22 protein-coding genes, 1 tRNA gene and 1 riboswitch are annotated in these 25,537 nt (G+C 70.0%); of the genes, 6 read left to right on the top strand and 17 right to left on the bottom strand.

Annotated features, from left to right (window positions below; all coding sequences use genetic code 11):
- The 14 genes from BU28_RS25110 to pqqA all read right to left on the bottom strand — a co-directional run.
- On the bottom strand, positions 1 to 153 hold a 153-nt coding region (locus BU28_RS25110; protein ID WP_211254170.1), incomplete at its 3' end, for a transposase.
- A 260-nt stretch (positions 154 to 413) separates the two neighbouring features.
- Positions 414 to 489: transfer RNA gene (locus tag BU28_RS0118125), tRNA-Ala, on the bottom strand.
- 113 nt (positions 490 to 602) lie between these two features.
- Positions 603 to 3,434, bottom strand: coding sequence for an aminomethyl-transferring glycine dehydrogenase (gene gcvP, locus BU28_RS0118130; RefSeq protein ID WP_028720672.1), 2,832 nt, complete (start codon positions 3,432 to 3,434; stop codon positions 603 to 605).
- A 144-nt stretch (positions 3,435 to 3,578) separates the two neighbouring features.
- On the bottom strand, positions 3,579 to 3,935 hold the full coding sequence (gene gcvH, locus BU28_RS0118135) for a glycine cleavage system protein GcvH (protein ID WP_036763534.1): 357 nt from the start codon (positions 3,933 to 3,935) through the stop codon (positions 3,579 to 3,581).
- A 10-nt stretch (positions 3,936 to 3,945) separates the two neighbouring features.
- The gene (gcvT, locus tag BU28_RS0118140; protein WP_028720674.1) at positions 3,946 to 5,058 is read right to left on the bottom strand and encodes a glycine cleavage system aminomethyltransferase GcvT; all 1,113 of its coding nucleotides are present in this window, start codon (positions 5,056 to 5,058) and stop codon (positions 3,946 to 3,948) included.
- A gap of 132 nt (positions 5,059 to 5,190) precedes the next feature.
- A riboswitch (glycine riboswitch) is annotated at positions 5,191 to 5,279 on the bottom strand.
- Positions 5,280 to 5,316: 37 nt separating this feature from the next.
- The gene (locus BU28_RS0118145; RefSeq protein WP_028720675.1) at positions 5,317 to 6,099 is read right to left on the bottom strand and encodes an SDR family oxidoreductase; all 783 of its coding nucleotides are present in this window, start codon (positions 6,097 to 6,099) and stop codon (positions 5,317 to 5,319) included.
- Positions 6,100 to 6,184: 85 nt separating this feature from the next.
- Complete coding sequence (locus BU28_RS0118150; RefSeq protein ID WP_028720676.1) at positions 6,185 to 7,525, bottom strand: ATP-binding response regulator; 1,341 nt, start codon at positions 7,523 to 7,525, stop codon at positions 6,185 to 6,187.
- Between the two features lie 3 nt (positions 7,526 to 7,528).
- Complete coding sequence (locus BU28_RS0118155; RefSeq protein WP_028720677.1) at positions 7,529 to 8,701, bottom strand: FIST N-terminal domain-containing protein; 1,173 nt, start codon at positions 8,699 to 8,701, stop codon at positions 7,529 to 7,531.
- Entirely contained in the window at positions 8,698 to 9,408 is a 711-nt protein-coding gene (locus BU28_RS0118160; protein ID WP_028720678.1) for a response regulator transcription factor, read from the bottom strand. Before BU28_RS0118160 ends, BU28_RS0118155 begins: the two co-directional genes overlap by 4 nt.
- Positions 9,409 to 9,530: 122 nt before the next feature.
- On the bottom strand, positions 9,531 to 10,667 hold the full coding sequence (gene pqqE / locus BU28_RS0118165; RefSeq protein WP_051578305.1) for a pyrroloquinoline quinone biosynthesis protein PqqE: 1,137 nt from the start codon (positions 10,665 to 10,667) through the stop codon (positions 9,531 to 9,533).
- Positions 10,660 to 10,989, bottom strand: a complete 330-nt coding sequence (pqqD, locus tag BU28_RS23740; protein WP_051578306.1) for a pyrroloquinoline quinone biosynthesis peptide chaperone PqqD — start codon at positions 10,987 to 10,989, stop codon at positions 10,660 to 10,662. The genes pqqE and pqqD overlap by 8 nt, the downstream gene beginning before the upstream one ends.
- Positions 10,990 to 11,769, bottom strand: coding sequence for a pyrroloquinoline-quinone synthase PqqC (pqqC, locus tag BU28_RS0118175; protein WP_028720680.1), 780 nt, complete (start codon positions 11,767 to 11,769; stop codon positions 10,990 to 10,992).
- Positions 11,766 to 12,656 (bottom strand): pyrroloquinoline quinone biosynthesis protein PqqB, encoded by an 891-nt coding sequence (gene pqqB, locus BU28_RS0118180; protein ID WP_081791470.1) that lies wholly within the window; start codon positions 12,654 to 12,656, stop codon positions 11,766 to 11,768. Before pqqB ends, pqqC begins: the two co-directional genes overlap by 4 nt.
- A gap of 67 nt (positions 12,657 to 12,723) precedes the next feature.
- Entirely contained in the window at positions 12,724 to 12,816 is a 93-nt protein-coding gene (pqqA, locus tag BU28_RS0118185) for a pyrroloquinoline quinone precursor peptide PqqA (protein WP_028720682.1), read from the bottom strand.
- 215 nt (positions 12,817 to 13,031) lie between these two features.
- On the opposite strand from pqqA, the gene BU28_RS0118190 reads away from it, so the two are divergent.
- The 6 genes from BU28_RS0118190 (at position 13,032) to argC (ending at position 23,696) form a co-directional block, all read left to right on the top strand.
- Entirely contained in the window at positions 13,032 to 18,551 is a 5,520-nt protein-coding gene (locus BU28_RS0118190; RefSeq protein WP_028720683.1) for an MG2 domain-containing protein, read from the top strand.
- An 88-nt stretch (positions 18,552 to 18,639) separates the two neighbouring features.
- Positions 18,640 to 19,611, top strand: coding sequence for a helix-turn-helix domain-containing protein (locus BU28_RS0118195; protein WP_081791484.1), 972 nt, complete (start codon positions 18,640 to 18,642; stop codon positions 19,609 to 19,611).
- Between the two features lie 105 nt (positions 19,612 to 19,716).
- Positions 19,717 to 21,243, top strand: a complete 1,527-nt coding sequence (gene adh, locus BU28_RS0118200; RefSeq protein WP_051578307.1) for an aldehyde dehydrogenase — start codon at positions 19,717 to 19,719, stop codon at positions 21,241 to 21,243.
- 78 nt (positions 21,244 to 21,321) lie between these two features.
- Entirely contained in the window at positions 21,322 to 22,356 is a 1,035-nt protein-coding gene (gene adhP, locus BU28_RS0118205; protein WP_028720686.1) for an alcohol dehydrogenase AdhP, read from the top strand.
- A gap of 11 nt (positions 22,357 to 22,367) precedes the next feature.
- Positions 22,368 to 22,709: a DUF779 domain-containing protein gene (locus tag BU28_RS0118210; protein WP_028720687.1), complete on the top strand. Its 342-nt coding sequence runs from the start codon at positions 22,368 to 22,370 to the stop codon at positions 22,707 to 22,709.
- 78 nt (positions 22,710 to 22,787) lie between these two features.
- Positions 22,788 to 23,696, top strand: a complete 909-nt coding sequence (argC, locus tag BU28_RS0118215) for an N-acetyl-gamma-glutamyl-phosphate reductase (RefSeq protein ID WP_028720688.1) — start codon at positions 22,788 to 22,790, stop codon at positions 23,694 to 23,696.
- A gap of 27 nt (positions 23,697 to 23,723) precedes the next feature.
- Here argC and BU28_RS0118220 read toward each other — a convergent pair whose 3' ends face one another.
- The 3 genes from BU28_RS0118220 to BU28_RS0118230 are packed head-to-tail and all read right to left on the bottom strand — an operon-like array spanning position 23,724 to position 25,470.
- Positions 23,724 to 23,918: a Trm112 family protein gene (locus tag BU28_RS0118220; RefSeq protein ID WP_028720689.1), complete on the bottom strand. Its 195-nt coding sequence runs from the start codon at positions 23,916 to 23,918 to the stop codon at positions 23,724 to 23,726.
- Complete coding sequence (locus BU28_RS0118225; RefSeq protein WP_028720690.1) at positions 23,915 to 24,556, bottom strand: LON peptidase substrate-binding domain-containing protein; 642 nt, start codon at positions 24,554 to 24,556, stop codon at positions 23,915 to 23,917. Before BU28_RS0118225 ends, BU28_RS0118220 begins: the two co-directional genes overlap by 4 nt.
- A 2-nt stretch (positions 24,557 to 24,558) precedes the next feature.
- Positions 24,559 to 25,470: a thioredoxin family protein gene (locus BU28_RS0118230; RefSeq protein ID WP_028720691.1), complete on the bottom strand. Its 912-nt coding sequence runs from the start codon at positions 25,468 to 25,470 to the stop codon at positions 24,559 to 24,561.
- Positions 25,471 to 25,537 lie beyond the last annotated feature (67 nt).

The raw sequence follows: 25,537 nt of genomic DNA on the forward strand, positions 1-25,537 counted from the left end.
CGGAGCATGCTTCCACATCAACCCATTGCGCTGGATCAAGATTATCCCGCTCAGAACGCGCCGGTCATCGACCCTCGGCCTGCCTCGGAACTTCGGAAAGAACGGCCGCAGCCGCTCTATCTGCGCATCTGTCAGCCAATAAAGCGCGCTCATGATCCCTCCCCAAGTCGGGAGTTTGAATCATGCCGCCCGCCGGCGCTCAGGGAAATTTATAGGTCCTGACTCTAGGCCCCCTGTCTTGTCGGGGTAGAGCCACCCATTTCAAAAATAAAATTCAAATCCTTCAGCCTGTAGAGGAAAAGCCTCTATGGGTTTCCCCTGATTCTACAAAAAAATCTGTGAGACTGACAGGTGGGAAACACCAGTGGGAAAGGGCTGCGATAAACCCTTGAAATATATGGTGTAAACATGATTGGTGGAGCCGAGGGGAATCGAACCCCTGGCCTCATCATTGCGAACGATGCGCTCTACCAACTGAGCTACGGCCCCACACTGGCGGGGTATCTGGACCGCGCCGAAAGGAAAGTCAAGAGGGGCCGCCGCGCCTTTCTGCGAGACGGGCGGCAGGGGCGCGGGATCGGTTCCGCGCGCCCCCGTGCCGGTCATTCGGCCGCCTGGGCGTAGTCTTCGACCGGCGGGCAGGTGCAGACCAGATTGCGGTCGCCATAGGCGTTGTCCACCCGCCCCACCGGAGGCCAGTACTTGTCCACCCGGAAGGCGCCGGGCGGAAAGCAGCCCTGCTCGCGCGAATAGGCCCGGTCCCAGTCGGCGACCAGGTCCTCGACCGTATGGGGGGCGTGGCGCAAGGGGCTGGCCTCGGGGGCGATGCGGCCCTCGGCGACCTCGGTGATCTCGTCGCGGATCGCCAGGAAGGCGGCGATCAGGCGGTCGATCTCGGCCTTGGTCTCGGACTCGGTGGGCTCGACCATCAGCGTTCCGGCGACCGGCCAGCTCATGGTGGGCGCGTGGAAGCTGTTGTCGATCAGGCGCTTGGCGATGTCGTCCACGGTCACGCCATGGGCGGCAAAGGGCCGCATGTCCAGGATGCACTCATGCGCGACCCGGCCGCGATTGCCCATGAACAGGACCGGATAGGCCGCGGCGAGCCGGCTGGCGATATAGTTCGCGTTCAGGATCGCCACCCGCGTCGCCTGGGTCAGACCCGCGCCCCCCATCATCAGGATATAGGCCCAGGAGATCAGGAGGATCGAGGCGCTGCCCCAGGGCGCCGCCGACACCGCGCCCTCCTCGCCGGTGCGCGGATCGGCCGGCAGGAAGGGCGCCAGATGCGCCTTGACGCCGATCGGCCCCATGCCGGGGCCGCCGCCGCCATGCGGAATGGCGAAGGTCTTGTGCAGGTTCAGGTGGCTGACATCGCCACCGATCTCTCCGGGCTTCACCAGGCCGACCAGCGCGTTCATGTTCGCCCCGTCGATATAGACCTGCCCGCCGTGGCGATGGGCGATGTCGCAGACCTCGCGGACGGTATCCTCGAACACGCCATGCGTGCTGGGATAGGTGATCATCACGGCGGCCAGCCGCTCGCCCGCCTGCGCGGCCTTCTGGGCGAAATCCTCCAGGTCGATATCGCCGTTCGGGGCAGATTTGACCACCACGACCTGCATCCCCGCCATCTGCGCCGAGGCCGGGTTGGTGCCATGCGCCGAAACCGGGATCAGGCAGATGTCGCGGGCCTCGCCCCGCGCACGGTGATAGGCGGCGATGGTCAGCAGCCCCGCATATTCCCCTTGCGCGCCGCTGTTCGGCTGCAGCGAGAACGCGTCATAGCCGGTGATCCGGCACAGCTTTTCGGTCAGGTCGGCAAAGACCTCGTGATAACCCGCCGCTTGGTCCTCGGGCGCAAAGGGATGGATGGCGGCGAACTCGGGCCAGGTGATCGGCATCATCTCGGCCGCCGCGTTCAGCTTCATCGTGCAGCTGCCCAGCGGAATCATCGCCCGGTCCAGCGCCAGGTCGCGGTCCGACAGGCGGCGCATATAGCGCATCATCTCGGACTCGGCCCGGTTCATGTGGAACACGGGATGGGTCAGGTAGTCGCTGTCGCGCAGCAACGCCTGCGGTATCGCCGGCGCCCTCGCGGGAACCGCCGCATCCGAAATCCCGAACGCATCGAGCACCCGCGCGATCACCTCGGCATCCGTGGTCTCGTCGACCGAGATCCCCACCCGGTCGCGCCCGACCTTGCGCAGGTTGATGCCGCGGTGCCGGGCGGCGGCCAGGATGCCCGCCTGCCCCACCCCCACCCGCACGGTCACGGTGTCGAAGAACGCCTCCGGCTCGACCTGGGCCCCGGCCTCGCGCAGCGCATCGGCCAGCGTCACCGCGTTCAGATGCACGCGCTGCGCGATGGCGCGCAAGCCTTCGGGCCCGTGGAAGACGGCATAGAACGACGCCATCACCGCCAGCAGCGCCTGGGCGGTGCAGACGTTGCTGGTCGCCTTCTCGCGGCGGATATGCTGCTCGCGCGTCTGCAGGGACAGGCGATAGGCGCGGTTGCCCTTGGCGTCGATCGACACGCCGACGATGCGGCCCGGCATCGCGCGCTTCATCTCGTCCCGGCACGCCATGAAGCCGGCATGCGGGCCGCCGTAGCCCATGGGGACGCCGAACCGCTGGGCGCTGCCCACGGCGATGTCGGCACCCATCGCGCCCGGCTCCTTCAGCACGCAAAGCGCCAGCAGGTCTGTCGCGACGATGGCGACCGCGCCCGCCGCGTGCAGGGCGGCGCAATCCGCCGACAGGTCGCGGACATGGCCATAGGTGCCGGGATATTGATAAATTGCCCCGAACACCTGCGACGGGTCGCAGTCCCCGCCGCGAACGATCTCGATCCCCAGAGGCGCGGCGCGGGTTTCGATCACGGCGATGGTCTGCGGGTGCAGGTCCTCGCTGACGAAGAACCCGCGCGCTTTCGACTTCGCAAGCCGCTGCGCCATGGCCATGGCCTCGGCCGCGGCGGTGGCCTCGTCCAGCAGGCTGGCATTGGCGACCGGCAAGCCGGTCAGGTCGGCGACCATGGTCTGGAAGTTCAGCAGCGCCTCCAGCCGGCCCTGGGCGATTTCGGGCTGGTAGGGCGTATAGGCGGTATACCAGGCCGGGTTCTCCAGGATGTTGCGCTGGATCGCCGGGGGTGTGACGGTGCCGTAATAGCCCTGCCCGATCAGGCTGGTCATCACCCTGTTGCGCCCCGCCACCGCGCGCATCCGGGCCAGCAGCGCGGCCTCGGACAGGGCGGGCCAGTCCAAGGGCGCGGCCTGTCGGATGCCGGCGGGCACGGTCTGGTCGATCAGCGCCTCCAGGCTGTCCACGCCCACCGCCTTCAGCATCTCCGCCATCTCGGCCGGGGACGGGCCGATATGGCGCCGGTTCGCGAAATCGTTAGGGTTATAGTCGGTCGGCGTCCACGTGCCCATCGTCTGCCTCGATCAGGAAAATCCGCTGGCTGCAGGCCGCGACCATGCGTGCGCCCCGCCCTTCACTGTTTTGCAAATACCCTCGGGGGGTCCGGGGGGCGAAGCGCCCCCGGGCGCGCGCCGGGCCATCAGGCCCGGCACCGCTCAGCCGATCAGCGCCCGATAGCCTGCCTCGTCCATGAAGCCCGACAGATCGACCGCAGCGGGCTTGATGCGAAAGAACCAGGCGCCCATCGGGTCCTCGTTCACCGCGCCGGGCGTGTCGGGCAGTGCCTCGTTCACCGCCGTGATCACGCCCGCGACCGGGGCCACGATGTCGGATGCGGCCTTGACCGATTCGATCACCACGATCTCCTCGCCCGCCTCGACTGTGCGGCCGACCTCGGGCAGTTCGATGAACACCACATCACCCAGCTGCTCGCTGGCATGCGCGGTGATGCCGACGGTGATCTCGTCGCCCTCCTGTTTCAGCCATTCGTGGTCTTCGGTGTATTTCAGCATCTCTGGCCTCTCAGCGCTTGTAGCCGGGTTTGTGGAAAGGAAGCGGGGTCAGGGTGACGGGGATGCGCTTGCCGCGCAACTCGGCCCACAGGGTCGCGCCCTCGGGCAGGTCGGGGGGCAGCAGCGCCATCGCCACCGGCCCCCCGACCGAAGGACCGAACCCGCCCGAACAGACCCGGCCCAGGGCCGCGCCGCCCTCGGGCGCGGCAAAGATCTCGACCCCTTCGCGGATCGGGGCGCGGCCCTCGGGGCGCAGGCCCCGGCGCAGGCGCGCGGGACCATCGTGCAGTTCGTGCAGGATGCCGCCATCGCCGGGAAAGCCGCCCGCACGGGCGCCGCCCAGGCGGCGGACCTTGGGAATGGACCAGCCCAGGCCCGCCTCGGCAGGGCTGGTGTCGCGATCCATGTCATGGCCGTAAAGCGGCATCCCGGCCTCAAGCCGCAAGCTGTCGCGGGCCCCAAGGCCGATGGGGGCGACGCCGGGCTGGTCCAGCAAGGCGCGCGCCAGCGCCTCGGCCCGCTGGGCGGGGACGGAGATCTCGAACCCGTCCTCGCCGGTATAGCCCGAGCGGCTGACCCAGAGCCGCGCCCCCTGCCAGTCGAAATCGCCCACGTCCATGAAGCGCATCGCCGCCGCGCCGGGCACCAGCGCCGAGAGCGCCGCCTCGGCCCCCGGCCCCTGCAGGGCCAGCAACCCGCGATCCGTCACCGGCTCGACCGAGACGCCGGCCGCTTCCAACTGGCGCAGATGGGCGATGTCCTGTTCGGCGCAGGCGGCGTTCACCACCAGCAGCAGGTGATCGCCCTTGTTCGCGATCATCAGGTCGTCCAGGATGCCGCCCTCGGGGTCGGTGAACAGCCCGTAGCGCTGCCGCCCGGCGGCCAGACCGACGATATCGGCCGGGACCAGCGTTTCCAGCGCCGCCGCCGCATCGGGCCCGCGCAGAATCACCTGCCCCATGTGGCTGACGTCGAACAGCCCGGCCTGGGCGCGGGTGTGCAGATGCTCGGCCAGGACGCCCATCGGATATTGGACCGGCATCTCCCAGCCGGCAAAGGGCACCATGCGGGCACCCAGGGACAAATGCAGGTCGTAAAGCGGCGTGCGCGCAAGCTCGGCCATGGGCATCCCCTGTTTCGCGGGCGGACCGATTCCGCCCGTTCCAGATGCCCCCTCTGTCCTTACCCCATCAGGGGCGCCTGAGATCGTTATCCCTTCGGCGGGCGGGGTCGAGCCGCCACTCTCCAGAACGTTCGGCGGAAAACGGTCCCTTTGCCTGAGAGATTCCCGGGGCGGTTGCTCCTTCGGCCCTGGCTTGCGCCAGCGTCTCCCGATTTCCGACCTAAGTCGTAGCGGGGGGCGACCCGCCTGACAAGCCCCCTAGATGGTGATGTTCGACGCCCCGCCGTCCAGCAGGACGTTCTGGCCCACGATGAAGCGCGCCTGCTGGCTGCACAGGAAGGCGCAGGTCGCGCCGAAATCCTCGGGCCGGCCATAGCTGCGGGTCGGGATGGTGGCCTCGCGCCGCCTGCGGGCCTCGTCGATGCCGATGCCTTCGGATTTCGCGACGCCCGCGTCCAGGCTGTCCGCGCGGTCGGTCGCGTGGATGCCGGGCAGCAGGTTGTTGACCACCACGCCATGCGGCGCCACCTGCCGCGACATGCCGGCGACGAACCCGGTCAGCCCGGCGCGAGCGGTGTTCGACAGGCCCAGGATCGCGATGGGGGTCCTGACCGATTGCGAGGTGATGTTGACGACCCGGCCCCAGCCGCGCTCCATCATGCCCGGCACCAGCGCCTGCATCAGGGCCACGGCGGTCAGCATGTTGGCGTCGATGGCCTTGATGAAATCCTCGCGCGACCAGTCGGTCCAGGTGCCGGGCGGCGGGCCGCCGGCGTTGGTGACCAGGATGTCGGCCTGTCCCCCCAGCGCCTCCAGCACGGCGGCGCGGCCGTCCTGGGTGGTGATGTCGGCCGCGACCGGCATGACCGAGACGCCGTGCTTCTCGGCGATCTCGCGCGCGGTCCGTTCCAGCGCCTCGGCGCCGCGGGCGTTGATGACCAGGTCCACCCCGGCCTCGGCCAGGGCCTCGGCGCAGCCGCGCCCCAGCCCCTTCGACGCGGCGCAGACCAGCCCGCGCTTGCCCCTGATGCCCAGATCCATGTGCTTCCCCCTTGGATTCGGTCCGGGCCCAAGGGAACCCCGCCCCGGCCGGATTGTCCAGCCGCGTCGCCCCGCGCGCCTTGCCTCAGGCCACAGGCTCCATCGCCAGCGTGTGCCGGATCGCCGCCTGAAGGTCCTCGGCCCGCAGCGGCTTTTCCAGCACCGGCACGCCCATCTCCAGGCTGGCGCGGCTGATATCCGGGTCGCGCCGGGCCGAGACGATGATCGCCGGCACCGGCTGGCCCGCGCGGGCGCGCAATTCCCCGATCGCCTGCAGGCCGGTATCGCCATTGTCCAGGTTGTAGTCGGCGATGATGACATCGGGCGGGTCGTCGCCCATCTGGGCCAGCGCCTCGGCGGTGCCGCCGGTGACGCGCGCCACCATGCCCAGCCGGTCGCGCAGGATCAGCTCATAGGCGCGGCGCATGGCGTGGTCGTTTTCCACCACCAGCGCGACCCGGCCCCGCAGCGAGGGATCGCTCCAGGCGGGCAGGACACCCCGCGCCTCGGTCTCGGGCTGGACCAGGGGCAGGCTGATGCGGAACACCGTGCCGCGGCCCGGCTCGCTGTCCATGGCGATGGGATGGCCCAGCTTGGCGCAAGCCCGGCGCACGATCGACAGGCCCAGGCCCATGCCGGGCGCGCCCCCCTCGCGGCCGATGCGCTGGAATTCGTCGAAGATGCGCGCGCGGTCGGTCGCGGCGATGCCGATGCCAGTGTCCATGATCTCCAGCCAGGCGCGACCGCCCCGCTTGCGGACGCCGACCAGCACGCCGCCGCGGTCGGTGTACTTGATCGCGTTCGACACCAGGTTCTGGGCGATGCGCCGCAGGAAGGTCGGGTCGCTTTCCACCACGGCCGAGGTCGGCGCAAAGGCCAGCTTCAGCCCCTTGGCCTCGGCCATGGGGGCATATTCGACGGCCAGGCGGCGGAACAGGTCGTTCAGCACCACCGGCTTGCGCTGGAACTCGATCCGCTGGCTGTCCAGGCGCGAGATGTCCAGGACCGCGTGCATCAGCTCCTCGACCGATTCGAAGGCGCCGGACAGGCGGTTCGCCAGTTCCGCCTGCAAGTCGTCCAGCGGGGTGTCCTTCAGCGCGGACAGGAACAGCTTGGCAGCCGACAGCGGTTGCAGCAGGTCGTGGCTGGCCGCGCGCAGGAAGCGGGTCTTGGAACGGTTCGCCTCTTCGGCCAGGGCGCGGGCGACGGCCAGTTCGCGGTTCCGTTCCGACAGATCGGCCAGCGCCTGTTCCAGCTCGCGGGTACGGACCTGGACCTCCTGCTCCAGCGCGACGGCGGCCTGGAACATCGACCACGCCGACCCGCGCGAGGCTTCCAGCCGGTCGATCCGCTCGGCCAGCACGGTCGAGATGCGGGTCAGCTTCTCGACCTGGCGGGCCTCGGTGTCGTCGTCGCGCAGGAACATGGCCTAGCCCCCCTCGGGCGGCATCAGGGCCATGCCGACGAAGGTCTGGTTCACATGCATCCCGCTGAGCTGTTCGCCATAGGTGTTGAAGCCCGCCACCCGATAGCGCGCCAGCAGGTCCGACATCTGCTCGGTCATGCCCGCGCGCTCCAGGGCCAGCCGGCGCAGGATGCAGTCAAAGCCCAGGACCATCAGCGGCGGGCGCGGCAGCGCGTCCATCGCCTCGGCAAAGCCGCGTGTCATGTCGACGGCCCGGCCCACGGTCAGGATGTTGCCGGGCTCGACCCCCGACAGCAGTTGCAGCCCGCCGTCCGGCGTCACGGCGCGGATGGCGCGGACATGATGGCGCCGTCCGGTGCGCAGCAGCAGCGGATGACGGGCGAATTCAGTGGCGGTCAACGCGCCGCCGGGAATGCGCGCCAGACGGGCGTATTCCTGGGCGGCGGGCTCGGCGTTCAACTCCCAGATGATGCGGTCATGGGGGTCGGCCGCCGTCACCACCGCGCGGCTTTCCGTCGGACGGAAATGCGCGAACGAGACCTCGGCCACGGCCAGGTCGGTCTCGACCAGCAGAAAGACGGCGGCGCCGGGCTGCTCCTCTCCGTCGACCATCTGGCAGGTGGGCAGGAACCGCAGCCCCCCCGCGGCCGAGCCGCCGATCACCGGCAGGTCGGGCATCGCGGCATCCAGCGTCGCGACCAGCACGTCCTCTTGCCGGGCATGGGCGTCGGCCAGCAGGATGCCAAAGCGCGAACGCGCCGGGCTGCGCGGGAAATCCGCCTGGAACCGGCGCAGGCTTGCCATCCATTCCGATACCGGGATCTGGGCCTGGTGGCGCAGCAGGCAGACCCCCACCCGGAAGCTGACCGAGGGAAACCCCAGCGCCACGACGCTGTTCTTGCAATAGCCCCCCGGCCCGATTTCCCCGGCCGAGGAACAGCCCACCACCCGGCAGCCCAGCGAGTCGTGCAGTGCGGCGCCGGCGGCGGCCAGCCCGCCCGCCGGGTCGCCGAACATCAGGACCAGCGCCGGCCGCAGCGGCGCCAGGGCGTCGTGCAGTTGCCGCGTCAGGTCCGGTGCGTCGGCAGGGACCGCGATGCAGGACGGGGCGGGCGGCGCGCCGGGCGGCCCGGGCAGATCGCCCGGCCAGGGCGCGGCGGGCAGGGCCGGGCTCATGCGGGTTCGAAAAGCCTGACGCTGTTGGCCAGCAGCACCGCCTGGGTGCGGCGGCGGGCGTTGATCTTGGACATGATGGCGGTGATGTGGGTCTTGACCGTGGCCTCGGCGATCGACAGTTCGTAGCTGATTTCCTTGTTCGCCTTGCCCTGGCAGATCAGCCGCAGGATCTTCATCTGCTGGGGCGTCAGGCTGGCGAAGCGGCGCGCCAGGTCCGCGCGCGCGGCATCGCCCTCGCCGGCGTTCTCGGGCTCATAGCCCTCGGGGGTGACGTGCTCGCCCTCCCACATGCGGCGCAGGCTGTCGACCAGCGCCTCGCGGCCCAGCGACTTGCTGATATAGCCCTGCGCCCCCGCCGCCATCGCGGCCGAGATCATCGCATTGTCCAGATCGGCCGAGATCATGGTGATCGGCACCCCGGGGATCTGGCGGCGCAGCGTCACCAGTCCCTCGGCGCCACGGGCGTCGGGCAGGTTCAGGTCCAGGATGACGGCATCTGGCACGCCCTGGGCGCGGATCTGTTCCTGGGCCGCGGCCAGGCTGCGGGCGGTGCGCACGTTCTTCAGCCCGAAGCTGATCTTCAGCGTCAGCGCCAGCGCGTCGCACATCAGGGGGTGGTCGTCGACGATCAGGATCTCGCGTACGCGGTCCGCCGACTGTCGGGACGGGCCGGGTTGTTCCTTTAGCTGCGGAATGGCTGAAGCCATCGTCATCTCCTCCCAAAGACACGAAGGTTCGCCGGTTCGTGGCCGGCCTTTGCAGGCCTCCATCTTAGACCCAAGCCCGCGCCGCGCAAGCCCGTTGGCCGGGACCGAAGGGGCGGCGCCCGTCAGACCCGCCGTTCGCGCGCCATGCGGCGATAGACCAGAGCCGTGTCGTCGCTGGCGGCATCCGCCTCGGCCTCGGCGCGCAGGCGGGCGTTCAGCGGAGAGCGCGAGCAGACCGGGTCGGTCGCCGTGGGATCGGCCGCCATCGCCATCGCCTGGCAGCGGCAGCCGCCGAAATCCACGTCGCGCCGCGCGCAGGACTGGCAGGGCTCGGGCAGCCAGGCGGTGCCGCGGAAGGCGTTGAAGGACTGACTGTCGCGCCAGATCCATTCCAGCGGCCTGTCGCGGATGTTGTCGAAGCGCAGCGACGGGATGGTCTGGGCGGCGTGGCAGGGCAGCACCACCCCGTCGGGCGCGATGTTCAGCCCGGTCGAGCCCCAGCCCCCCATGCAGCTTTTGGGATAGGCGGCATGGTGGTCGGCAGGCACATAGTCGATGACCATGCGGCCGCGCAGCCGCTCGCGCGCGGCATTGACCACCTCGCGCGCGCGCTGAGCCTGAGGCTGCGTCGGCATCAGCGGCCGGCGGTTCAGGTCGGCCCAGCCGTGGAACTGCACGGTCGCGACCTCGATCCGGCGGCACCCCAGGCGCTCGGCCAGGTCGATCATCTCGGGCAGGCGGTCCAGGTTCTGGCGATGGACCACCGCGTTCAGCGTCAGCGGAAAGCCGATCTGGCCGATCCATTCCGCGACCTGCATCTTGCGCGCAAAACTGCCGCCATAGCCGCTGATCCAGTCGGCCATCTCGGCGTCGATGCCCTGCAGCGACAGCTGGACATGATCGACCACGCCGTCCAGTTCGCGCAGCCGCTGTTCCGTCAGCCCGATCCCCGAGGTGATCAGGTTGACATAAAGCCCCGCGTCCCGGGCCGAGCGCGCGATCTCGGCCAGGTCCCGGCGCGATGCGGGCTCGCCCCCCGACAGGTGCACCTGCAGGACCCCCAGCGCTGCCGCCTGGCGAAAGGCGTCGGCCCATTCGGCCGCCGTCAGCTCGCTGGTGGCGCGCGCCAGCTCCACCGGGTTCGAGCAATAGGGGCAGGCCAGCGGACAGCGGTGCGTCAGTTCGGCCAGCATCGCCATCGGCAGGCCGACCGTCACGGGATTGCCCCGGATGTCGCGGGGAAGGATACCGTCATCCATGCGCGGCCTCCTGTTCGTGCTGTTTCCCGCCGCAGGCCAGAAAGACCATGCGGCGATCAACGAGGCCGGCGATGAAATCCTGCACGTCGCCCTCGATCTGTTCGGCGGGCGCGGCATAGCGCGTGCACAGCGCCAGGATCACCTCGGCCAGGCTGCGCGTGCCGTCCAGTTCCGACAGGATGGCATCGCCCACCGGATCAAGCTGCATCGCCCGTTCCGGCGCCAGCAGCACCCGGATGCCGCGCACCCGGTCGTCGTGCAGCCGCACGCCCCGAGGCAGATAGGGCACGCAGGCGTTGCTGATCCGGTGCCGGGCCTGCATCTAACCCGCCCCGGCCAGTTCGCGCGAGGGCGCCAGCAGCCCCTCACCCGGGCGCCATGCTCCGGGAGGGATGTTGCCTTCGACATAGCCGTGCCACAGTGCGTCGAGCTGCGCCCACAGCACATCGGTCTTGAAGACCAGCGCCGCCGCCGCCGCGTCCTGCTTTTCCAGCGTGTCGGCGTGGTCCAGCACATAGGTCAGGCCGAATTCCACGTCCTTGCGCGCCTCGGTCAGGCGCTGGCGGAAATAGGACAGGCTCGTCTCGTCGGCGAAGTCATAGTGCTTCAGCAGCCCCTCGATGCGCTCGGCGTGGATCTTGGGCGCGAACATCTCGGTCAGGCTGGCGGCGACGGCATCCAGCAGCGGCATGTCACGCACGAAGCGGACATAGGCATCGACCGCAAAGCGCGTGGCAGGCATCACGCCCACGCCGCTGGCGACATAGTCGGGGTCCAGTCCCACCGCGCGGGCCAGGGCCAGCCAGCGGCGGATGCCGCCCCCCTCATCCACGCCGCCGTCGTGATCCTCGATCCGGGACCGCCAGACGCGGCGCAGCTGCGGGTCCTCGATCCGGGACATGAAGGCTGCGTCCTTCATCGGGATGCGGGACTGGTACTGCCAGCGGTTGACGACCCAGGCGCGCACCTCGTCCGGGGAACACTCGCCGCCGTGCAGCCGGGCGTGGAACGGGTGGCGGTCGTGATAGCGTTCGGCGCCGATGCGCCTGAGCCGTTCGTGGAACTCCGCGCGGGACAGCGGTCGGTTGTCGGCAAGCTTCATGGCACGATCTCCATGCCGTCATGGCCGATCTGCCAGCCCGCCGCCTCGGCGCGGGCGCGCTCGGGGCTGGCGGGATCGACCAGCGGGTTCGAATTGTTCAGGTGGACATAGATGCGACGCGACAGGGGCACGGCGTCGAACGCCCCCAGACTGCCGCCTTCGCCGGACACGGGCACATGCCCCATGCGCCGGCCCGTCTTGGCCCCAAGCCCCGCGCGGACCATTTCGTCGTCCGTCCAGAGCGTGCCGTCAAACAGCAGCGCATCGGCACCGGACGCCCGCTGCCGCAGCCAGTCCGGCACCGTGGCGCAGCCGGGAACATAAAGCACGCGCCGGCCATTGGCGGTCAGTTCGACGCCCACGGTCTGCTCGCCCATCACCTCGGTCTCGACCGCCTCGCCCTCCAGGTAAAGCGGCACCTTGCCCGGCACGGCGAACAGTTCCGCCGACAGTCCCGGCGCCAGGTCGAAGGGCTGGTCCAGCGCCACGTCGCGGCGCGCGACCAGCCGGGGATCCAGCGCACCCAGCATCGGATTGTCGGCCAGCACGCCATGGATGGCAGGGGTCGCGAACAGGTCGAACCGCTGCCCCTCGCGCAGGGTCAGAAGCCCGGCGACATGGTCGATGTCGCCATTCGTGACCAGCACCGAGCGGATCGGCGATCCGCGCAAGTCAGCCGGAGCCAAGGCCGGCACCGCCTGCATCTGCACGCGCAGATCGGGCGAGGCGTTCACCAGGGCCCAGTCGGCCCCATTGGCCGACACGGCGATGCTGCTTTGGGTCATGGACGGAATGCGGCCCGCCCGTGCGGCTTTGCAGTTCGGGCAACCACAGTTCCATTGCGGCAGCCCTCCACCGGCGCCGGTGCCGAGAATCACGATACGCATGGTCAAAGCTTCCCGGCGCGGCCGGCCCCCTTCCGCAGGGGCCGACCGGATTTACGCCCAGGTCAGATCAGAACAGAACCGGCTCGTCTTCGGCCGGGGCATACATGTTGATTTCCATGCCGCAGGAAATTTCCTTCAGCGCGGGTTTGGTCCATGCCATGAATAGTCCTCCTCCTCAGGATGTCGCGGGGTGCGAACACCATAAAGGTAGGACAAGCGCGATCCCAGTCAACCCGCCAAAGGTCTTACAAGACTCTTATATCAAAGGCCCGCCGGCCGAACCTGCCCGTCACGGTTGCGCGACCGGGCAGGGCGGCGCATGATCCCGCCTGCGGGGCCTGCCCGCGCGGGCAGGCTGGCCCAAAGGGGGGAATGATGACGAAAGCTCGGCTTCTTCTGGCGCTTGCCCTTGCCACGGCGGTACTGTCGCCGCCGCCCGCCGCCGCGCAGGACGGGCAGAACGGGCCCCTGCCTCCCGCCCGCATCCAGCTAGCGCCCGACACCGACCTGCCGGGCGGCGATCTGGGCCGGATCTTCGACACCACGCTGCAGGCCTGCATTCAGGCCTGCCTGGGCGATGCCCAGTGCAAGGCGCTGACCTACAACCAGAACGCCCGCTCGTGCTTTCCCAAGGGCGAGGCGGCGGGCGATCCGCAGACCTTCGCGGGGGCGCTGTCGGGCCGGGTCGTCGCCCCAGCCCCGGACGCGCTTGCCCGCGCCCGCGCCCGGGCCGAGGCCGCGCCCTTCCTGACCGACGCGGATCGCGCCGGGGCGCTGACCCAGGCGCAGGGGCTGGCCGCGATGAACCCGCCCGCGCCAGGGGAGGATCTGCGCGCCGCCGCACGCCGGGCCGAGGTCCAGGGCGACATGGCCGGCGCCGCCCGGCTGATGGCCCAGGCCGTGGCCCAGGACGACCGCGGCGTGGACTGGACCGACCTGGCCCGGCTGACGCTTTACACCAGCCAAGCCGAGGACCGCGACGCCGCCAATGCCATCGCCCAGATGGCCACGAACGGCTATCTCCGCGCGGCCGACGACGGGGTGGCCGCGCGGGCGCTGTCCTGGCTGGCCATGGCGCTGGAACGGCAGGACCGCGGCCCCGACGCGCTGTCGGCGCTGCGGCTGGCGGCGCGCCTTGCGCCGCAGGACCGCGACATCGCGACGGCCCTGGAGCAGTCGCAGGCCCGCAACGGGCTGCGCGTGACCGACACCCAGGCGGAACCCGAGGGCGCCCTGCCCCGGTTCTGCGCCGTGCTGTCGCGCGATCTGGCGCGCGGCACCGACTATGCCCCCTTCCTGCGCCTGCCCCAGGGCGACCTGACCGTCGAGGCCGAGGGCAACCGGCTCTGCGTCGCGGGCCTGACCCATGGGCAAGAGGTGCAGATGACCCTGCGCGCGGGCCTGCCCGCCGCCGACGGCGAAACCCTGATGCGCGACGTGACGCTGAAAGGCTATGTCCGCGACCGCTCGCCCGTCGTCCGCTTTCCGGGCCGGGCCTATGTGCTGCCGGCCTCGGGCGACCAGCGGCTGTCGATGGTCACGGTCAACGCCGACCGGGTGGACCTGACCTTGCTGCGCATTTCCGACCGCAACCTGATCCGCGCCATGGCCGAGGACATGTTCGCCACGCCCCTGGACAGCTGGCGCAGCGGCTATTTCGACGCCGGCATGGCGCGCGAGGTCTGGAAGGGCTCGGCCCAGGTCGCCAGGCCCGTGGGCCGCGACGTGCTGAACCAGGAACTGACCACCAGCCTGGCGATCCCGGCCGAGGCCGGGCCGCTGGAACCCGGCATTTATATCCTCGAGGCCGGAATTTCGGGGCAGAATGCCTCGGACGCGGGGCTGGCGGTGCAATGGTTCGTGATCTCGGATTTCGGCATCTCGACCTTCTCTGGCAGCGACGGGCTGACCGTCGCGGTGCGCAGCCTGCGCGACACCTCGGCCAAGCCGGGGGCCGAGGTGGCGCTGGTCAGCCGCTCGAACGAGGTGCTGGCGCGGACCGTGACCGACGAACAGGGCGTGGCGCGCTTTGCACCGGGGCTGGCGCTGGGGCAGGACGGCGCGGCACCCGCGCTGGTCACCGTGACCCGCTGGCAGGGCGAGGGGGCCGAGCGCGCGCCGCAGGACATGGCCTTCCTGTCGCTTGGCGATCCCGAATTCGACCTGTCGGACCGGGGGGTCGAGGGGCGCCCGCCCGCGCCGCCCATCGACGTCTTCCTGACCACCGACCGCGGCGCCTATCGCGCGGGCGAGACGGTGAACGCGACGGCGCTGATCCGCGATCCCCGCGCCAGGGCGTTGGACAACCTGCCCCTGACCGCCGTGATCCTGCGCCCCGACGGGGTCGAGGCCGCACGCCTGCCGGCGGCCGATGCGGGCGCGGGCGGGGTGACGGTTTCGTGGCCGATCCCGGGCAATGCGCCGCGCGGCACCTGGCGGCTGGACCTGCGGGCCGAGGCGGACGGGCCGGCCCTGGCCTCGGCCCGGCTGCTGGTCGAGGATTTCCTGCCCGAGCGCATCGACTTCACCCCCACCCTGCCCGAAGGCGCGGCGCGGGCCGGCGGTCAGCTGGGCCTGAGCCTGGCCGCGCATTGGCTGTTCGGCGCGCCGGCCGCGAACCTGCCGGTCGAAGGCACGCTGCGGCTGTCGCCCGAACGCGCGCTGGACGGGTTCGAGAATTACCAGTTCGGCCTGTCCGACGACGACACCGCCCCGGTCAGCCAAAGCCTGCCGGCCGGGGTAACCGACGCGCAGGGCCGCTTTCAGACGCAAGTGACCCTGCCCCCCGCCAGCGCGCTTGGCCCCCGCCCCTTCCGGGCCGAGGTCTTCGTGGACATCCGCGAAGGCGCCGGACGCCCGGTCGAGCGCAGCATCGACCGCGTGGTGATGCCCGACCAGCCCATCATCGGCATCCGCCCGCTGTTTCAGGGCGACACCGTGGCCGAGAACGCCGAGGCCCGCTTTTCGCTGGTCGCCGTGGGCCCCGACCTTGCGCCGGTGGCCGAGCCGGTCCGCTGGGTGCTGAACCGGATCGACACCGATTACCAATGGTATTCCCTGGGCGGCCAGTGGAACTGGGAGGCCGTGACCCGCCGCAGCCGCGTGACCGAAGGCACAGCCGAGCCCGGCCAGACCCCCGACACGATCGCCGCTGAAATCGCCGTGCCGGTCGAATGGGGCGAATATGAACTGCTGGCAGAGCCCGCCTCGGGCGCGGGCGGCGCGGCCTCGGTCCGGTTCAACGCGGGCTGGGGGGCGCCGGCCAATGGCTCGACGCCCACGCCGGACCGGCTGCAGGTGGTGCTGGACAAGCCCGCCTATCGCAGCGGCGACACGGCCCATGTCCGGGTGCAGGCGGCGGCCGACGGGCTTGCCATCGTCTCGGTGCTGTCGGACCGCGTGGTCTCGATGCAGACGGTCGCTCTGGCGCAGGGCGAAAACAGCCTGGACCTGCCGGTCACCGACGATTGGGGCGCGGGGGTCTATGTCACCGTCGCCGCGATCCGGCCCTTGGGCGACGCCGCGCCGGGCAACCGCCTGCCGGTCCGCGCGCTGGGGCTGGCCCATGCCGCGGTCGATCCCGGCGCCATGCGCCTGAACGCGCGGATCGAGGCCCCGGCCGAGGCGCGGCCGCGCGGGACGCTTCCGGTGACGCTGGCGGTCGAGGGCGCGGCGGGACAGACGGTTCATGCAACCATCGCCGCCGTGGACCAGGGCATCCTGAACCTGACCGGCTTCGAACCCCCGGACCCGGCCGGCCATTACTTTGGCCAGCGCCGGCTGGGGGTGGGCCTGCGCGATCTTTACGGCCGGCTGATCCTGCCCAGCGGCGCGCCCGACGGCGCGCTGCGCGAAGGCGGCGACGCCATGCAGGTCGGGACCGAGGCGCCGCCGCCCACCGAAAAGCTGATGAGCTGGTTTTCCGGGCCCGTGACGCTGGGCCCGGACGGCCGCGCCAGCCTCGAGGTTCCCGTGGGCGACTTCAACGGCGAGATCCGGTTGATGGCCGTGGTCTGGTCCGATGCGGCCCTGGGCCAGGCGGACGCCAGCGTGCTGGTGCGCGACCCGGTGGTGATGACCGTGACCGCCCCCGCCTTCCTGGCGCCCGGCGACAGCGCGCAGGTCGGACTGCGCCTGACCCATGCCTCGGGCCCCGCCGGAGAGATGCGGCTGACCGTCGCCCAGACCGGCGGCGACGCGGCGCTGAGCGTCAGCCTGCCGCAGGACCGCGTGACCCTGGCCGAGCGGGCCGAGGCGCAGGTCCGGATGCCGGTGACGGCGGGCGACGCGCAGGGCCGGGCCTACCTGCGCCTGACCCTGACCACGCCCGACGGACAGGCGCTGACCAAGGACATCGCCATTCCCGTGGCGCTGAACCAGCCCGACATCCAGGCCCGCGACCGGCTGACGGTCCAGCCCGGCGAAAGCGTCACCCCGCCCGCCGCGCTGACGCAAGGCATGATGCCGGGGGCGCTGCTGACCGTCTCGGCCGGCGCCTGGGCGCGGCTCGACGTGGCGGGCGCCATCGCGCGGCTGGCCCGGTATCCCTATGGCTGCACGGAACAGCTCGCCTCGGGTGCGCTGCCGCTGATCTATGTGCCGGGCCTTGCCGCCGAGGCGGGGGTGGCGGCGGGCGACACCGACCCGGCCGTCGACACGGCCATCGCCCAGATCCTGACCCGGCAGGGGGCGAACGGCGGCTTTGGCCTGTGGTCGGCGGATTCAGGCGACCTGTGGCTGGAAGCCTATGTCACCGATTTCCTGTCGCGGGCCCGCGCCGCGGGCCATGCGGTGCCCGACGTGGCCTTCCGCCAGGCCATCGACAACCTGCGCAATCGCGCCAATTACGCCACCGACCCCGCCGCCGCCTCGGCCGAGGACAACGCGGCGCTGGCCTATGCGCTGGCGGTGCTGGCGCGGGAACGCGCCGCGACCGTGGGCGATCTGCGCTATTACGCCGACACGGCCGCGGCGGCCTTCTCGACGCCGATGGCGGCGGGGAACCTGGGGGCGGCGCTGGCCTCCTACGGCGACCAGGCGCGCGCCGACCGGATGTTCGCCCAGGGGCGCGACCTGCTGAACCCCGCCGGACCGGAGCCGCAGGTGTTCCGCGCCGACTATGGCACCCGGCTGCGCGACGCGGCGGCCCTGCTGGCCCTGTCGGCCGAGGCGGGCAGCCAGGTCGTCGACCGGAGCGACCTTGCCACCCGCCTGGCCCAGCGGATCGCCGAGGCCGAGCAGGCCGGCCAGAGCCTGTCGACCCAGGAATCGGTCTGGACGGTGATGGCGGCGCATGCCCTGTCCGGGGACGTGCCGCCCGCGACGATGAACGGCGTGGCGCTGACCCGGCCGGTCGCGACCCTGCCCGACGACGCGGCCGTGATCGCCAACCCTGGCGATACGCCCCTGGACATCACCCTGACCGCGACCGGCAAGCCCCTGAGCGATGCCCCGGCGGGCGGGCGCGGCTATGCCATCGCCCGCAGCTATTTCAGCATCGAGGGCGAGCCGCTGGACCCCGCCAGCCTGCCGCAGGGCACGCGCATGGTGGTGCAGGTCAAGGTCTCGCCCCACGCCGAAGGCGGCGGCCGGCTGATCGTCACCGACCCGCTGCCGGCAGGGTGGGAAATCGACAACCCCAACCTGCTGCGCGCGGGCGACATCGGCGCGCTCGACTGGCTGGACGGCCAGACCGGCGCCGAGATGACCGAGTTCCGGGCCGACCGCTTTGCCGCGGCGCTGACCTGGACCGGGGCCGAACCCTTCAGCCTGGCCTATATCGTGCGCGCGGTGACGCCGGGACGGTTCCGCCACCCCGCCGCCAGCGTCGAGGACATGTATCGCCCCGAGTTCCGCGCCTGGAGCGACGGCGGCACGGTCGAGGTGACGCCCTGACCGGGCGCCGCGCACGAAAGCTTTGCTTGCCGCAGGCCGTGCCGGCGCGCCATACTCCCCGGTGTCGATAAGGGAGAGGGAGGTGACCTTGCCCGAACGTCACGAGGACCGCGTCGCGCAGGCTTCGCAATCGCCCGCCGCCGTCAGCCGTCTGGCCGCCAGCTGGCGCCGCTCGATGGTCAAGCACGGGCTGGACCCCGCGCGGCCGCCGCAACTGCGCCGGCTGAGCGCGCGCGAACTGGCTGAGCGGCGCGAGCGGCTGGACGGGTTCATCGCCGTCGCGCGGCCGCAGCTGGACCACCTGTTCCAGCTTGTCTGCCCGACCGGCTGCAACGTGCTTCTGACCGACGCCTCCGGGATCGTGCTGGAACAGCGCATGAACGAGAGCGACCTGGCGACCTTTCGCGACTGGGGCCTGTGCGCCGGCGCCGACTGGTCGGAACCGGCCGAAGGCACCAACGGCATCGGCACCTGCCTGGCCGAGGGGCGGCAGGTCACGATCCACCGCGACGAGCATTTTTATGCCCGCAACACCGGCCTGTCGTGCATGGACGCGCCGATCTGGGGACCGGACGGACGGCTGATCGCGGCGCTGGACGTCAGCTCGGCCCGCGACGACCATACGGACCGCTGGAACGCGCTGATCGCGGCCCAGGTCGCGCAAAGCGCCCGCCAGATCGAAGCCGCCTATTTCCGCACCAGCTTTCCCGGCGCCCGGATCGTCACCGCGCAGGGTGCGGGGCCGGAGGACGCGGCGCTGCTGATCGCGGTGGACCGCGACGACCTGGCCATCGGCGCGAACCGCGCCGCCCGCCGCGCCTTCGGCCTGGAAAAGGAAGGCAGGCTGCGCCCCCGCCCTGCATCCGACCTTCTGGGGCGCGAGGACGACGCGACGGGCTTCGAAAAGGCCGAGCGCGCCGCCGTGATTCGCGCCCTGGCGCGGGCCGAAGGCAATGTCTCGGCCGCGGCCCGCGCGCTGGGGGTCGGGCGGGCGACGCTGTACCGGCGGATGCAGCGGCTGGGCATCGACGAAAATCCGGGCCGACTGTCTCGGCCCTGAAACACATTCCGCGCTGCGGCGAAGGCGGCGCGTTGATTTGCGGCCCAGTGCGCCGCAACGTCTTGAAGGAACCGGCAGGAGGAGCCGGATTGACAGGAGGATAAGATGCCGAACGACCAGACGCACGACTTCAAGGGTGTGGGCGTCATGCCCTTTGCCAAGCGTTACGACAACTTCATCGGCGGCGAATGGGTTGCGCCGAAATCGGGCAAGTATTTCACCAACACCACCCCGATCACCGGCGCCGAGATCGGCGAGATCGCCCGCTCGAACGCCGACGACATCGAGGCGGCGCTGGACGCAGCCCATGCCGCCAAGGACAAATGGGGCCATACCGCCCCGGCCGAGCGCTCGAACATCCTGCTGAAGATCGCCGACCGGATGGAGGCGAACCTGGAACTGCTCGCCACCGCCGAGACCTGGGACAACGGCAAGCCCATCCGCGAGACGATGGCTGCCGACGTGCCCTTGGCCATCGACCATTTCCGCTATTTCGCGGGCGTGCTGCGCAGCCAGGAAGGCTCGATCTCGGAAATCGATTCGACCACCGTCGCCTATCACTTCCACGAACCGCTGGGCGTCGTGGGCCAGATCATCCCGTGGAACTTTCCGCTGCTGATGGCCTGCTGGAAGCTGGCGCCTGCGCTGGCTGCCGGCAACTGCGTGGTGCTGAAACCGGCCGAGCAGACCCCGGCCAGCATCATGGTCTGGATCAATGTCATCGGCGACCTGCTGCCGCCGGGCGTTCTGAACATCGTGAACGGCTTCGGCCTGGAGGCGGGCAAGCCGCTGGCCTCGAACCCGCGCATCTCGAAGATCGCCTTCACGGGCGAGACCTCGACCGGGCGGCTGATCATGCAATACGCGGCCGAAAACCTGATCCCGGTCACGCTGGAACTGGGCGGCAAGTCCCCGAACGTGTTCTTTGCCGATGTCGCACGCGAAGACGACGACTTCTTCGACAAGGCGCTGGAAGGCTTTGCGATGTTCGCGCTGAACCAGGGCGAGGTCTGCACCTGCCCGTCGCGCGTGCTGATCCAGGAATCGATCTATGACCGCTTCATGGAACGCGCGGTGAAACGGGTCCAGGCGATCACCCAGGGCGACCCGCGCGACGCCGCCACCATGATCGGCGCGCAGGCATCGTCCGAGCAGAAGGAAAAGATCCTGTCCTATCTGGACATCGGCAAGAAGGAAGGCGCCGAGGTCCTGACCGGCGGCAAGGCGGCCGACCTGGGGGGTGAACTGTCGGGCGGCTTCTATATCGAGCCGACGATCTTCCGCGGCAACAACAAGATGCGCATCTTCCAGGAGGAAATCTTTGGCCCCGTGGTTTCGGTCACGACCTTCAAGGACGAGGCCGAGGCGCTGGAAATCGCCAACGACACCCTTTACGGCCTGGGCGCGGGCGTCTGGTCGCGCGACGCCAACACCTGCTTCCGCATGGGACGCGGCATCAAGGCGGGCCGGGTCTGGACCAACTGCTATCACGCCTATCCCGCGCATGCGGCCTTCGGCGGCTACAAGCAGTCCGGGATCGGGCGCGAAACCCATAAGATGATGCTGGACCACTATCAGCAGACCAAGAACATGCTGGTCAGCTATTCGCCCAAGAAACTGGGCTTCTTCTGATCGCATGATCCACTCCGGGCGTGGCGACGCGCCCGGAGAGCCTCCCCACCCACGTTCAAGACAAGCAAGGAGACCTTCATGGCCAAAACCATGAAAGCCGCCGTCGTGCGCGAATTCGGCAAGCCCCTGACCATCGACGAGGTGCCGATCCCCGAACCCGGGCCCGGCATGATCCAGGTCAGGATCCAGGCCTCGGGCGTCTGCCACACCGACCTGCACGCGGCCGAGGGCGACTGGCCGGTCAAGCCGAACCCGCCGTTCATCCCCGGCCATGAAGGCGTGGGCTTCGTGTCCGCCGTGGGACAGGGCGTCAAGCATGTGAAAGAGGGAGACCGCGTCGGCGTGCCGTGGCTTTATACCGCCTGCGGCCATTGCCGGCATTGCCTGGGCGGCTGGGAAACGCTGTGCGAAAGCCAGCAGAATACCGGCTATTCGGTGAACGGCGGCTTTGCCGATTACGTCGTCGCCGATCCGAACTATGTCGGCCACCTGCCCAAGAACATCGACTTTCTGGACATCGCCCCGGTGCTGTGCGCGGGCGTGACGGTCTACAAGGGGCTGAAGGTGACGGACACCAAGCCCGGCGACTGGGTGGTGATCTCGGGCATCGGAGGCTTGGGCCATATGGCCGTGCAATACGCCAAGGCCATGGGCATGAACGTCGCCGCCGTCGACATCGACGACGCCAAGCTGGACCTGGCCCGCAAGCTGGGCGCCACCGTGACGGTGAATGCCGCGACCGAGCCCGACCCCGCCGCCGCGATCAAGCGGCAGACGGATGGCGGCGCGCAGGGCGTGCTGGTGACGGCGGTCGGGCGCAAGGCGTTCGAGCAGGCCATCGGCATGGTCGCGCGCGGCGGCACCGTGGCGCTGAACGGCCTGCCGCCGGGCGACTTTCCGCTGGATATCTTCGGCATGGTGCTGAACGGCGTGACCGTGCGCGGGTCCATCGTGGGCACCCGGCTCGACCTGCAGGAATCGCTCGATTTCGCGGCCCAGGGCAAGGTCAGGGCGACCGTTCACCAGGGCAAGCTGGAAGACATCAACGACATCTTCGCCAAGATGCACAAGGGCCAGATCGAGGGCCGCATCGTGCTGGACATGGCAAGCTGAGGGGAAAGCCCATGGACAAGGAACTGGACCAGGTCGAGGCAACGCCCGCGGCGCTGGAATTGCTGGCCGAGATCGTGGCCGATCACGGCCCGGTCCTGTTCCACCAGTCGGGCGGCTGCTGCGACGGATCATCCCCCATGTGCTATCCCCAGGGCGAATTCCGCGTCGGCCAGCGCGACGTGCAGATGGGCCAGATCGGGGGCATGCCCTTTTATATCTCGGCCAGCCAGTACGAAACCTGGCGCCACACGCGGCTGACCATCGACGTGGTGCCTGGCCGCGGCGGCATGTTCAGCCTGGACAACGGGCGCGAGAAGCGCTTCCTCGTGCGCTCGGATCTTTGCGCGACCTGACGCCGTCGCGATGCGGCCGCCGGTTGCCGGCCGCAGCCCGGCACGCTACATCCGGGAACGCAGCAGAGGGAGTCCGACATGGCGCACAAGGTCTTTATCGACGGCGAGGCAGGCACGACCGGGTTGCAGATCCGCGACCGGCTGCTGGGGCGCGCCGACATCACGCTGATCCAGATCGACCCCGCCCGCCGCAAGGACGCCGAGGCCCGGCGCGAGGCCTTTGCCGAGGCCGATGTCGCGATCCTGTGCCTGCCGGACGGCCCCGCGCGCGAGGCGGTGGCGCTGGCCCAGGGGCTGCCCACCCGCTTCATCGACGCCTCGACCGCGCATCGGGTCGATCCCGCCTGGACCTTCGGCTTCGCCGAACTGGCCCCCGGCGCGCGCGAGGCCATCGCGAAGGCGCAATATGTCTCGAACCCCGGCTGCTATTCGACCGGCGCCATCGCGATCCTGGCGCCGCTGGTCGCGGCGGGCCTGGTCGCCCCCGACGAGGCTTTGTCCATCAACGCCGTCTCGGGCTATACCGGCGGGGGCAAGGAACTGATCGGCGAATACGAACGCGGCGAGGCGCCGCCGGCCTTCGTCTATGCCCTGGCGCAGGGCCACAAGCACCTGCCCGAGATCGTGAAATACTCCGGCCTGACCCGGCGGCCGATCTTTGCGCCTTCAGTCGGGGATTTCGCGCAGGGCATGGCGGTGCAGGTACCGCTGCACCTGGGCCAGGGACGCACGCTGGACGGGTTGCGCCAGGCCATCGCCCAGCACTATGCCGGCGAACGCTTTATCGCCCTGGTCGAGCCTGAGGCCCGCGTGGTGCCGACCCGGCTGAACGACACGAACCGGCTCGAAATTTCGGTCCACGGCAGCGACGACAACGGCTGCGCGGTCGTGGTCGCGGTGCTCGACAACCTGGGCAAGGGTGCCTCGGGGGCTGCGGTGCAGAACCTGAACCTGATGCTGGGAACAGACGAAGGCGCGGGGCTGTAGGGCCCCGCCGCCGGTCCGGCGCGCCCGTCAGTCTGCCTTGATCTGGCGCGCCTCGTCGATCAGCATGATCGGGATGCCGTCATGGATCGGGAAAGCCAGACCCGCGGCATCCGAGACCAGTTCCTGCCGCTCCGCGTCATAGCGCAGCGTGGCATGGGTCACGGGGCAGACCAGCGCCTCGAGCATGTGGCGATCGAAACGGCGTTCGGGCGCATCGGTCATTGGATCGTCTCCTCGTCATCGCCGCCCCGCAGGGCGAATTCCAGCAAGCCGTCCAGCATCTCGCGCCGGTCGGACAGGGTCGGGCTTTCCAGCAGCGCCTGCTTTTCCTCGGGGGAAAAGGGCAGCATCATGGACAGCGAATTGACCAGCATCTCCTCGTCCGAGGCCTTGGCGGCCTCCCAGTCGGCGGACAGGCCACGCCGCGCGGCATAGCGCGCCAGGCGCGCGATCAGGGCCTGGCGGTCATGCGCCCCCTTCAGCGTCTCGGGGCGCGAGGTCAGGTCGCCCTCGAACCCGGCCCAATCCAGCCTGCCGCGCAGATAGGGGGAAAATCCCTGCTCGACCTCGACCAGGCGAAACCGCGACACCGCCCGCAGCGCGATCATCAGCCGGTTGTCGTCCAGTTCGGTGAAGGACACGATCCGCCCCGCGCAGCCGATCTGGGACAGGCGCTGGTGACCCGCGTCCACCGGCTGGATCATGGCGATCATCCGCTGCGGGGTCTTCAGCACGTCCTCGACCATCTGCAGATAGCGGGGTTCGAAGATGTGCAGCGGCAACCGCGTGCGGGGCAGCAGGATCGCGCCCGACAGCGGAAACAACGGCACGCTGGCCGGCAGGTCGACGGCCCGCGGCATGGTCAGGAAAAGATCAGCGACGACAGCCGTCGGCGGCCTTTCTGGGCCAGGGGATCGGTGGGCTTCAGCGCGTCGAAGATGGTCAGAAGCTGCGCCTTGGCCGCGCCGTCGTTCCAGTCGCGGTCGCGGCGGAAGGCCTCCAGCAACTGCTCGATCGCCTGCTCGACATCGCCCCCGGCATGCAGCGCGGTGGCATAGTCGAAGCGCGCCTGCTGGTCGGCCGGATCGGCCTCGACCCGGGCGCGCAGGTCGTCGAGCGGCCCGGCCGAAGCCGCCTGGCGCGCCAGCTGCAACTGCGCGCGCGCCGCCTCGACCGGGGCGGCCTTAGCGATGGCGGGGGCGGCAGCCTCAAGCGCCTGCTCGGCGCCCTCCAGGTCGCCCCCGGCGATCAGCGCGCGCACCAGGCCGCCGCGCGCCTGGGCATTCTCGGGCTCTTCCTCGGCGATGGCGGCAAAGGTCTCGGCCGCATCCTCGAAGGCGCCTTCGGCCAGCATCGCCTCGGCCGCCTCGAGCGCATCGGCCAGCCCGCCGTCGTCGCCTCCCAGCGCCGCCAGCTTTTCCACGAACTGCTTGATCTGGCTTTGCGGAATCGCACCCTGGAAGCCGTCGACCGGCTGGCCCTGGAAGAAGGCATAGACCGTCGGGATCGACTGCACCCGCAGCTGGCCCGCGATCATCTGATTTTCGTCCACGTTGACCTTGGCCATGCGGACGCGGCCCTTGTGGCGCATCACCTCGGCCTCGAGCTGCGGGCCCAGCGTCTTGCAGGGACCGCACCAGGGCGCCCAGAAATCCACGATCACCGGCACCGTCATCGAGGCGTCCACGACCTCGGCCATGAAGGTGGCCTCGGTCACGTCCCGGACCAGGTCGGCGGGGGCGGCTTCTGCGGTCTTGCTGCCAAGTTCGAGCATCGGATTCCTCATGGCGCTTCGGGTTGCTCCTTAGATGGAGCAGGCCGCGCCGGCTTGCAAGGTTTCG

This window comes from Paracoccus yeei ATCC BAA-599 (assembly GCF_000622145.1).
Taxonomy (GTDB): Bacteria; Pseudomonadota; Alphaproteobacteria; order Rhodobacterales; family Rhodobacteraceae; genus Paracoccus; species Paracoccus yeei.

Coding starts and splice junctions, on each gene's coding strand:
- gcvP (WP_028720672.1), bottom strand. CDS start 3,434: ATGGGCACGTGGACGCCGACCGACTATAACCCTAACGATTTCGCGAAC.
- gcvH (WP_036763534.1), bottom strand. CDS start 3,935: ATGCTGAAATACACCGAAGACCACGAATGGCTGAAACAGGAGGGCGAC.
- gcvT (WP_028720674.1), bottom strand. CDS start 5,058: ATGGCCGAGCTTGCGCGCACGCCGCTTTACGACCTGCATTTGTCCCTG.
- BU28_RS0118145 (WP_028720675.1), bottom strand. CDS start 6,099: ATGGATCTGGGCATCAGGGGCAAGCGCGGGCTGGTCTGCGCCGCGTCG.
- BU28_RS0118150 (WP_028720676.1), bottom strand. CDS start 7,525: ATGTTCCTGCGCGACGACGACACCGAGGCCCGCCAGGTCGAGAAGCTG.
- BU28_RS0118155 (WP_028720677.1), bottom strand. CDS start 8,701: ATGAGCCCGGCCCTGCCCGCCGCGCCCTGGCCGGGCGATCTGCCCGGG.
- BU28_RS0118160 (WP_028720678.1), bottom strand. CDS start 9,408: ATGGCTTCAGCCATTCCGCAGCTAAAGGAACAACCCGGCCCGTCCCGA.
- pqqE (WP_051578305.1), bottom strand. CDS start 10,667: ATGGATGACGGTATCCTTCCCCGCGACATCCGGGGCAATCCCGTGACG.
- pqqD (WP_051578306.1), bottom strand. CDS start 10,989: ATGCAGGCCCGGCACCGGATCAGCAACGCCTGCGTGCCCTATCTGCCT.
- pqqC (WP_028720680.1), bottom strand. CDS start 11,769: ATGAAGCTTGCCGACAACCGACCGCTGTCCCGCGCGGAGTTCCACGAA.
- pqqB (WP_081791470.1), bottom strand. CDS start 12,656: ATGCGTATCGTGATTCTCGGCACCGGCGCCGGTGGAGGGCTGCCGCAA.
- pqqA (WP_028720682.1), bottom strand. CDS start 12,816: ATGGCATGGACCAAACCCGCGCTGAAGGAAATTTCCTGCGGCATGGAA.
- BU28_RS0118190 (WP_028720683.1), top strand. CDS start 13,032: ATGACGAAAGCTCGGCTTCTTCTGGCGCTTGCCCTTGCCACGGCGGTA.
- adh (WP_051578307.1), top strand. CDS start 19,717: ATGCCGAACGACCAGACGCACGACTTCAAGGGTGTGGGCGTCATGCCC.
- adhP (WP_028720686.1), top strand. CDS start 21,322: ATGGCCAAAACCATGAAAGCCGCCGTCGTGCGCGAATTCGGCAAGCCC.
- BU28_RS0118210 (WP_028720687.1), top strand. CDS start 22,368: ATGGACAAGGAACTGGACCAGGTCGAGGCAACGCCCGCGGCGCTGGAA.
- argC (WP_028720688.1), top strand. CDS start 22,788: ATGGCGCACAAGGTCTTTATCGACGGCGAGGCAGGCACGACCGGGTTG.
- BU28_RS0118220 (WP_028720689.1), bottom strand. CDS start 23,918: ATGACCGATGCGCCCGAACGCCGTTTCGATCGCCACATGCTCGAGGCG.
- BU28_RS0118225 (WP_028720690.1), bottom strand. CDS start 24,556: ATGCCGCGGGCCGTCGACCTGCCGGCCAGCGTGCCGTTGTTTCCGCTG.
- BU28_RS0118230 (WP_028720691.1), bottom strand. CDS start 25,470: ATGCTCGAACTTGGCAGCAAGACCGCAGAAGCCGCCCCCGCCGACCTG.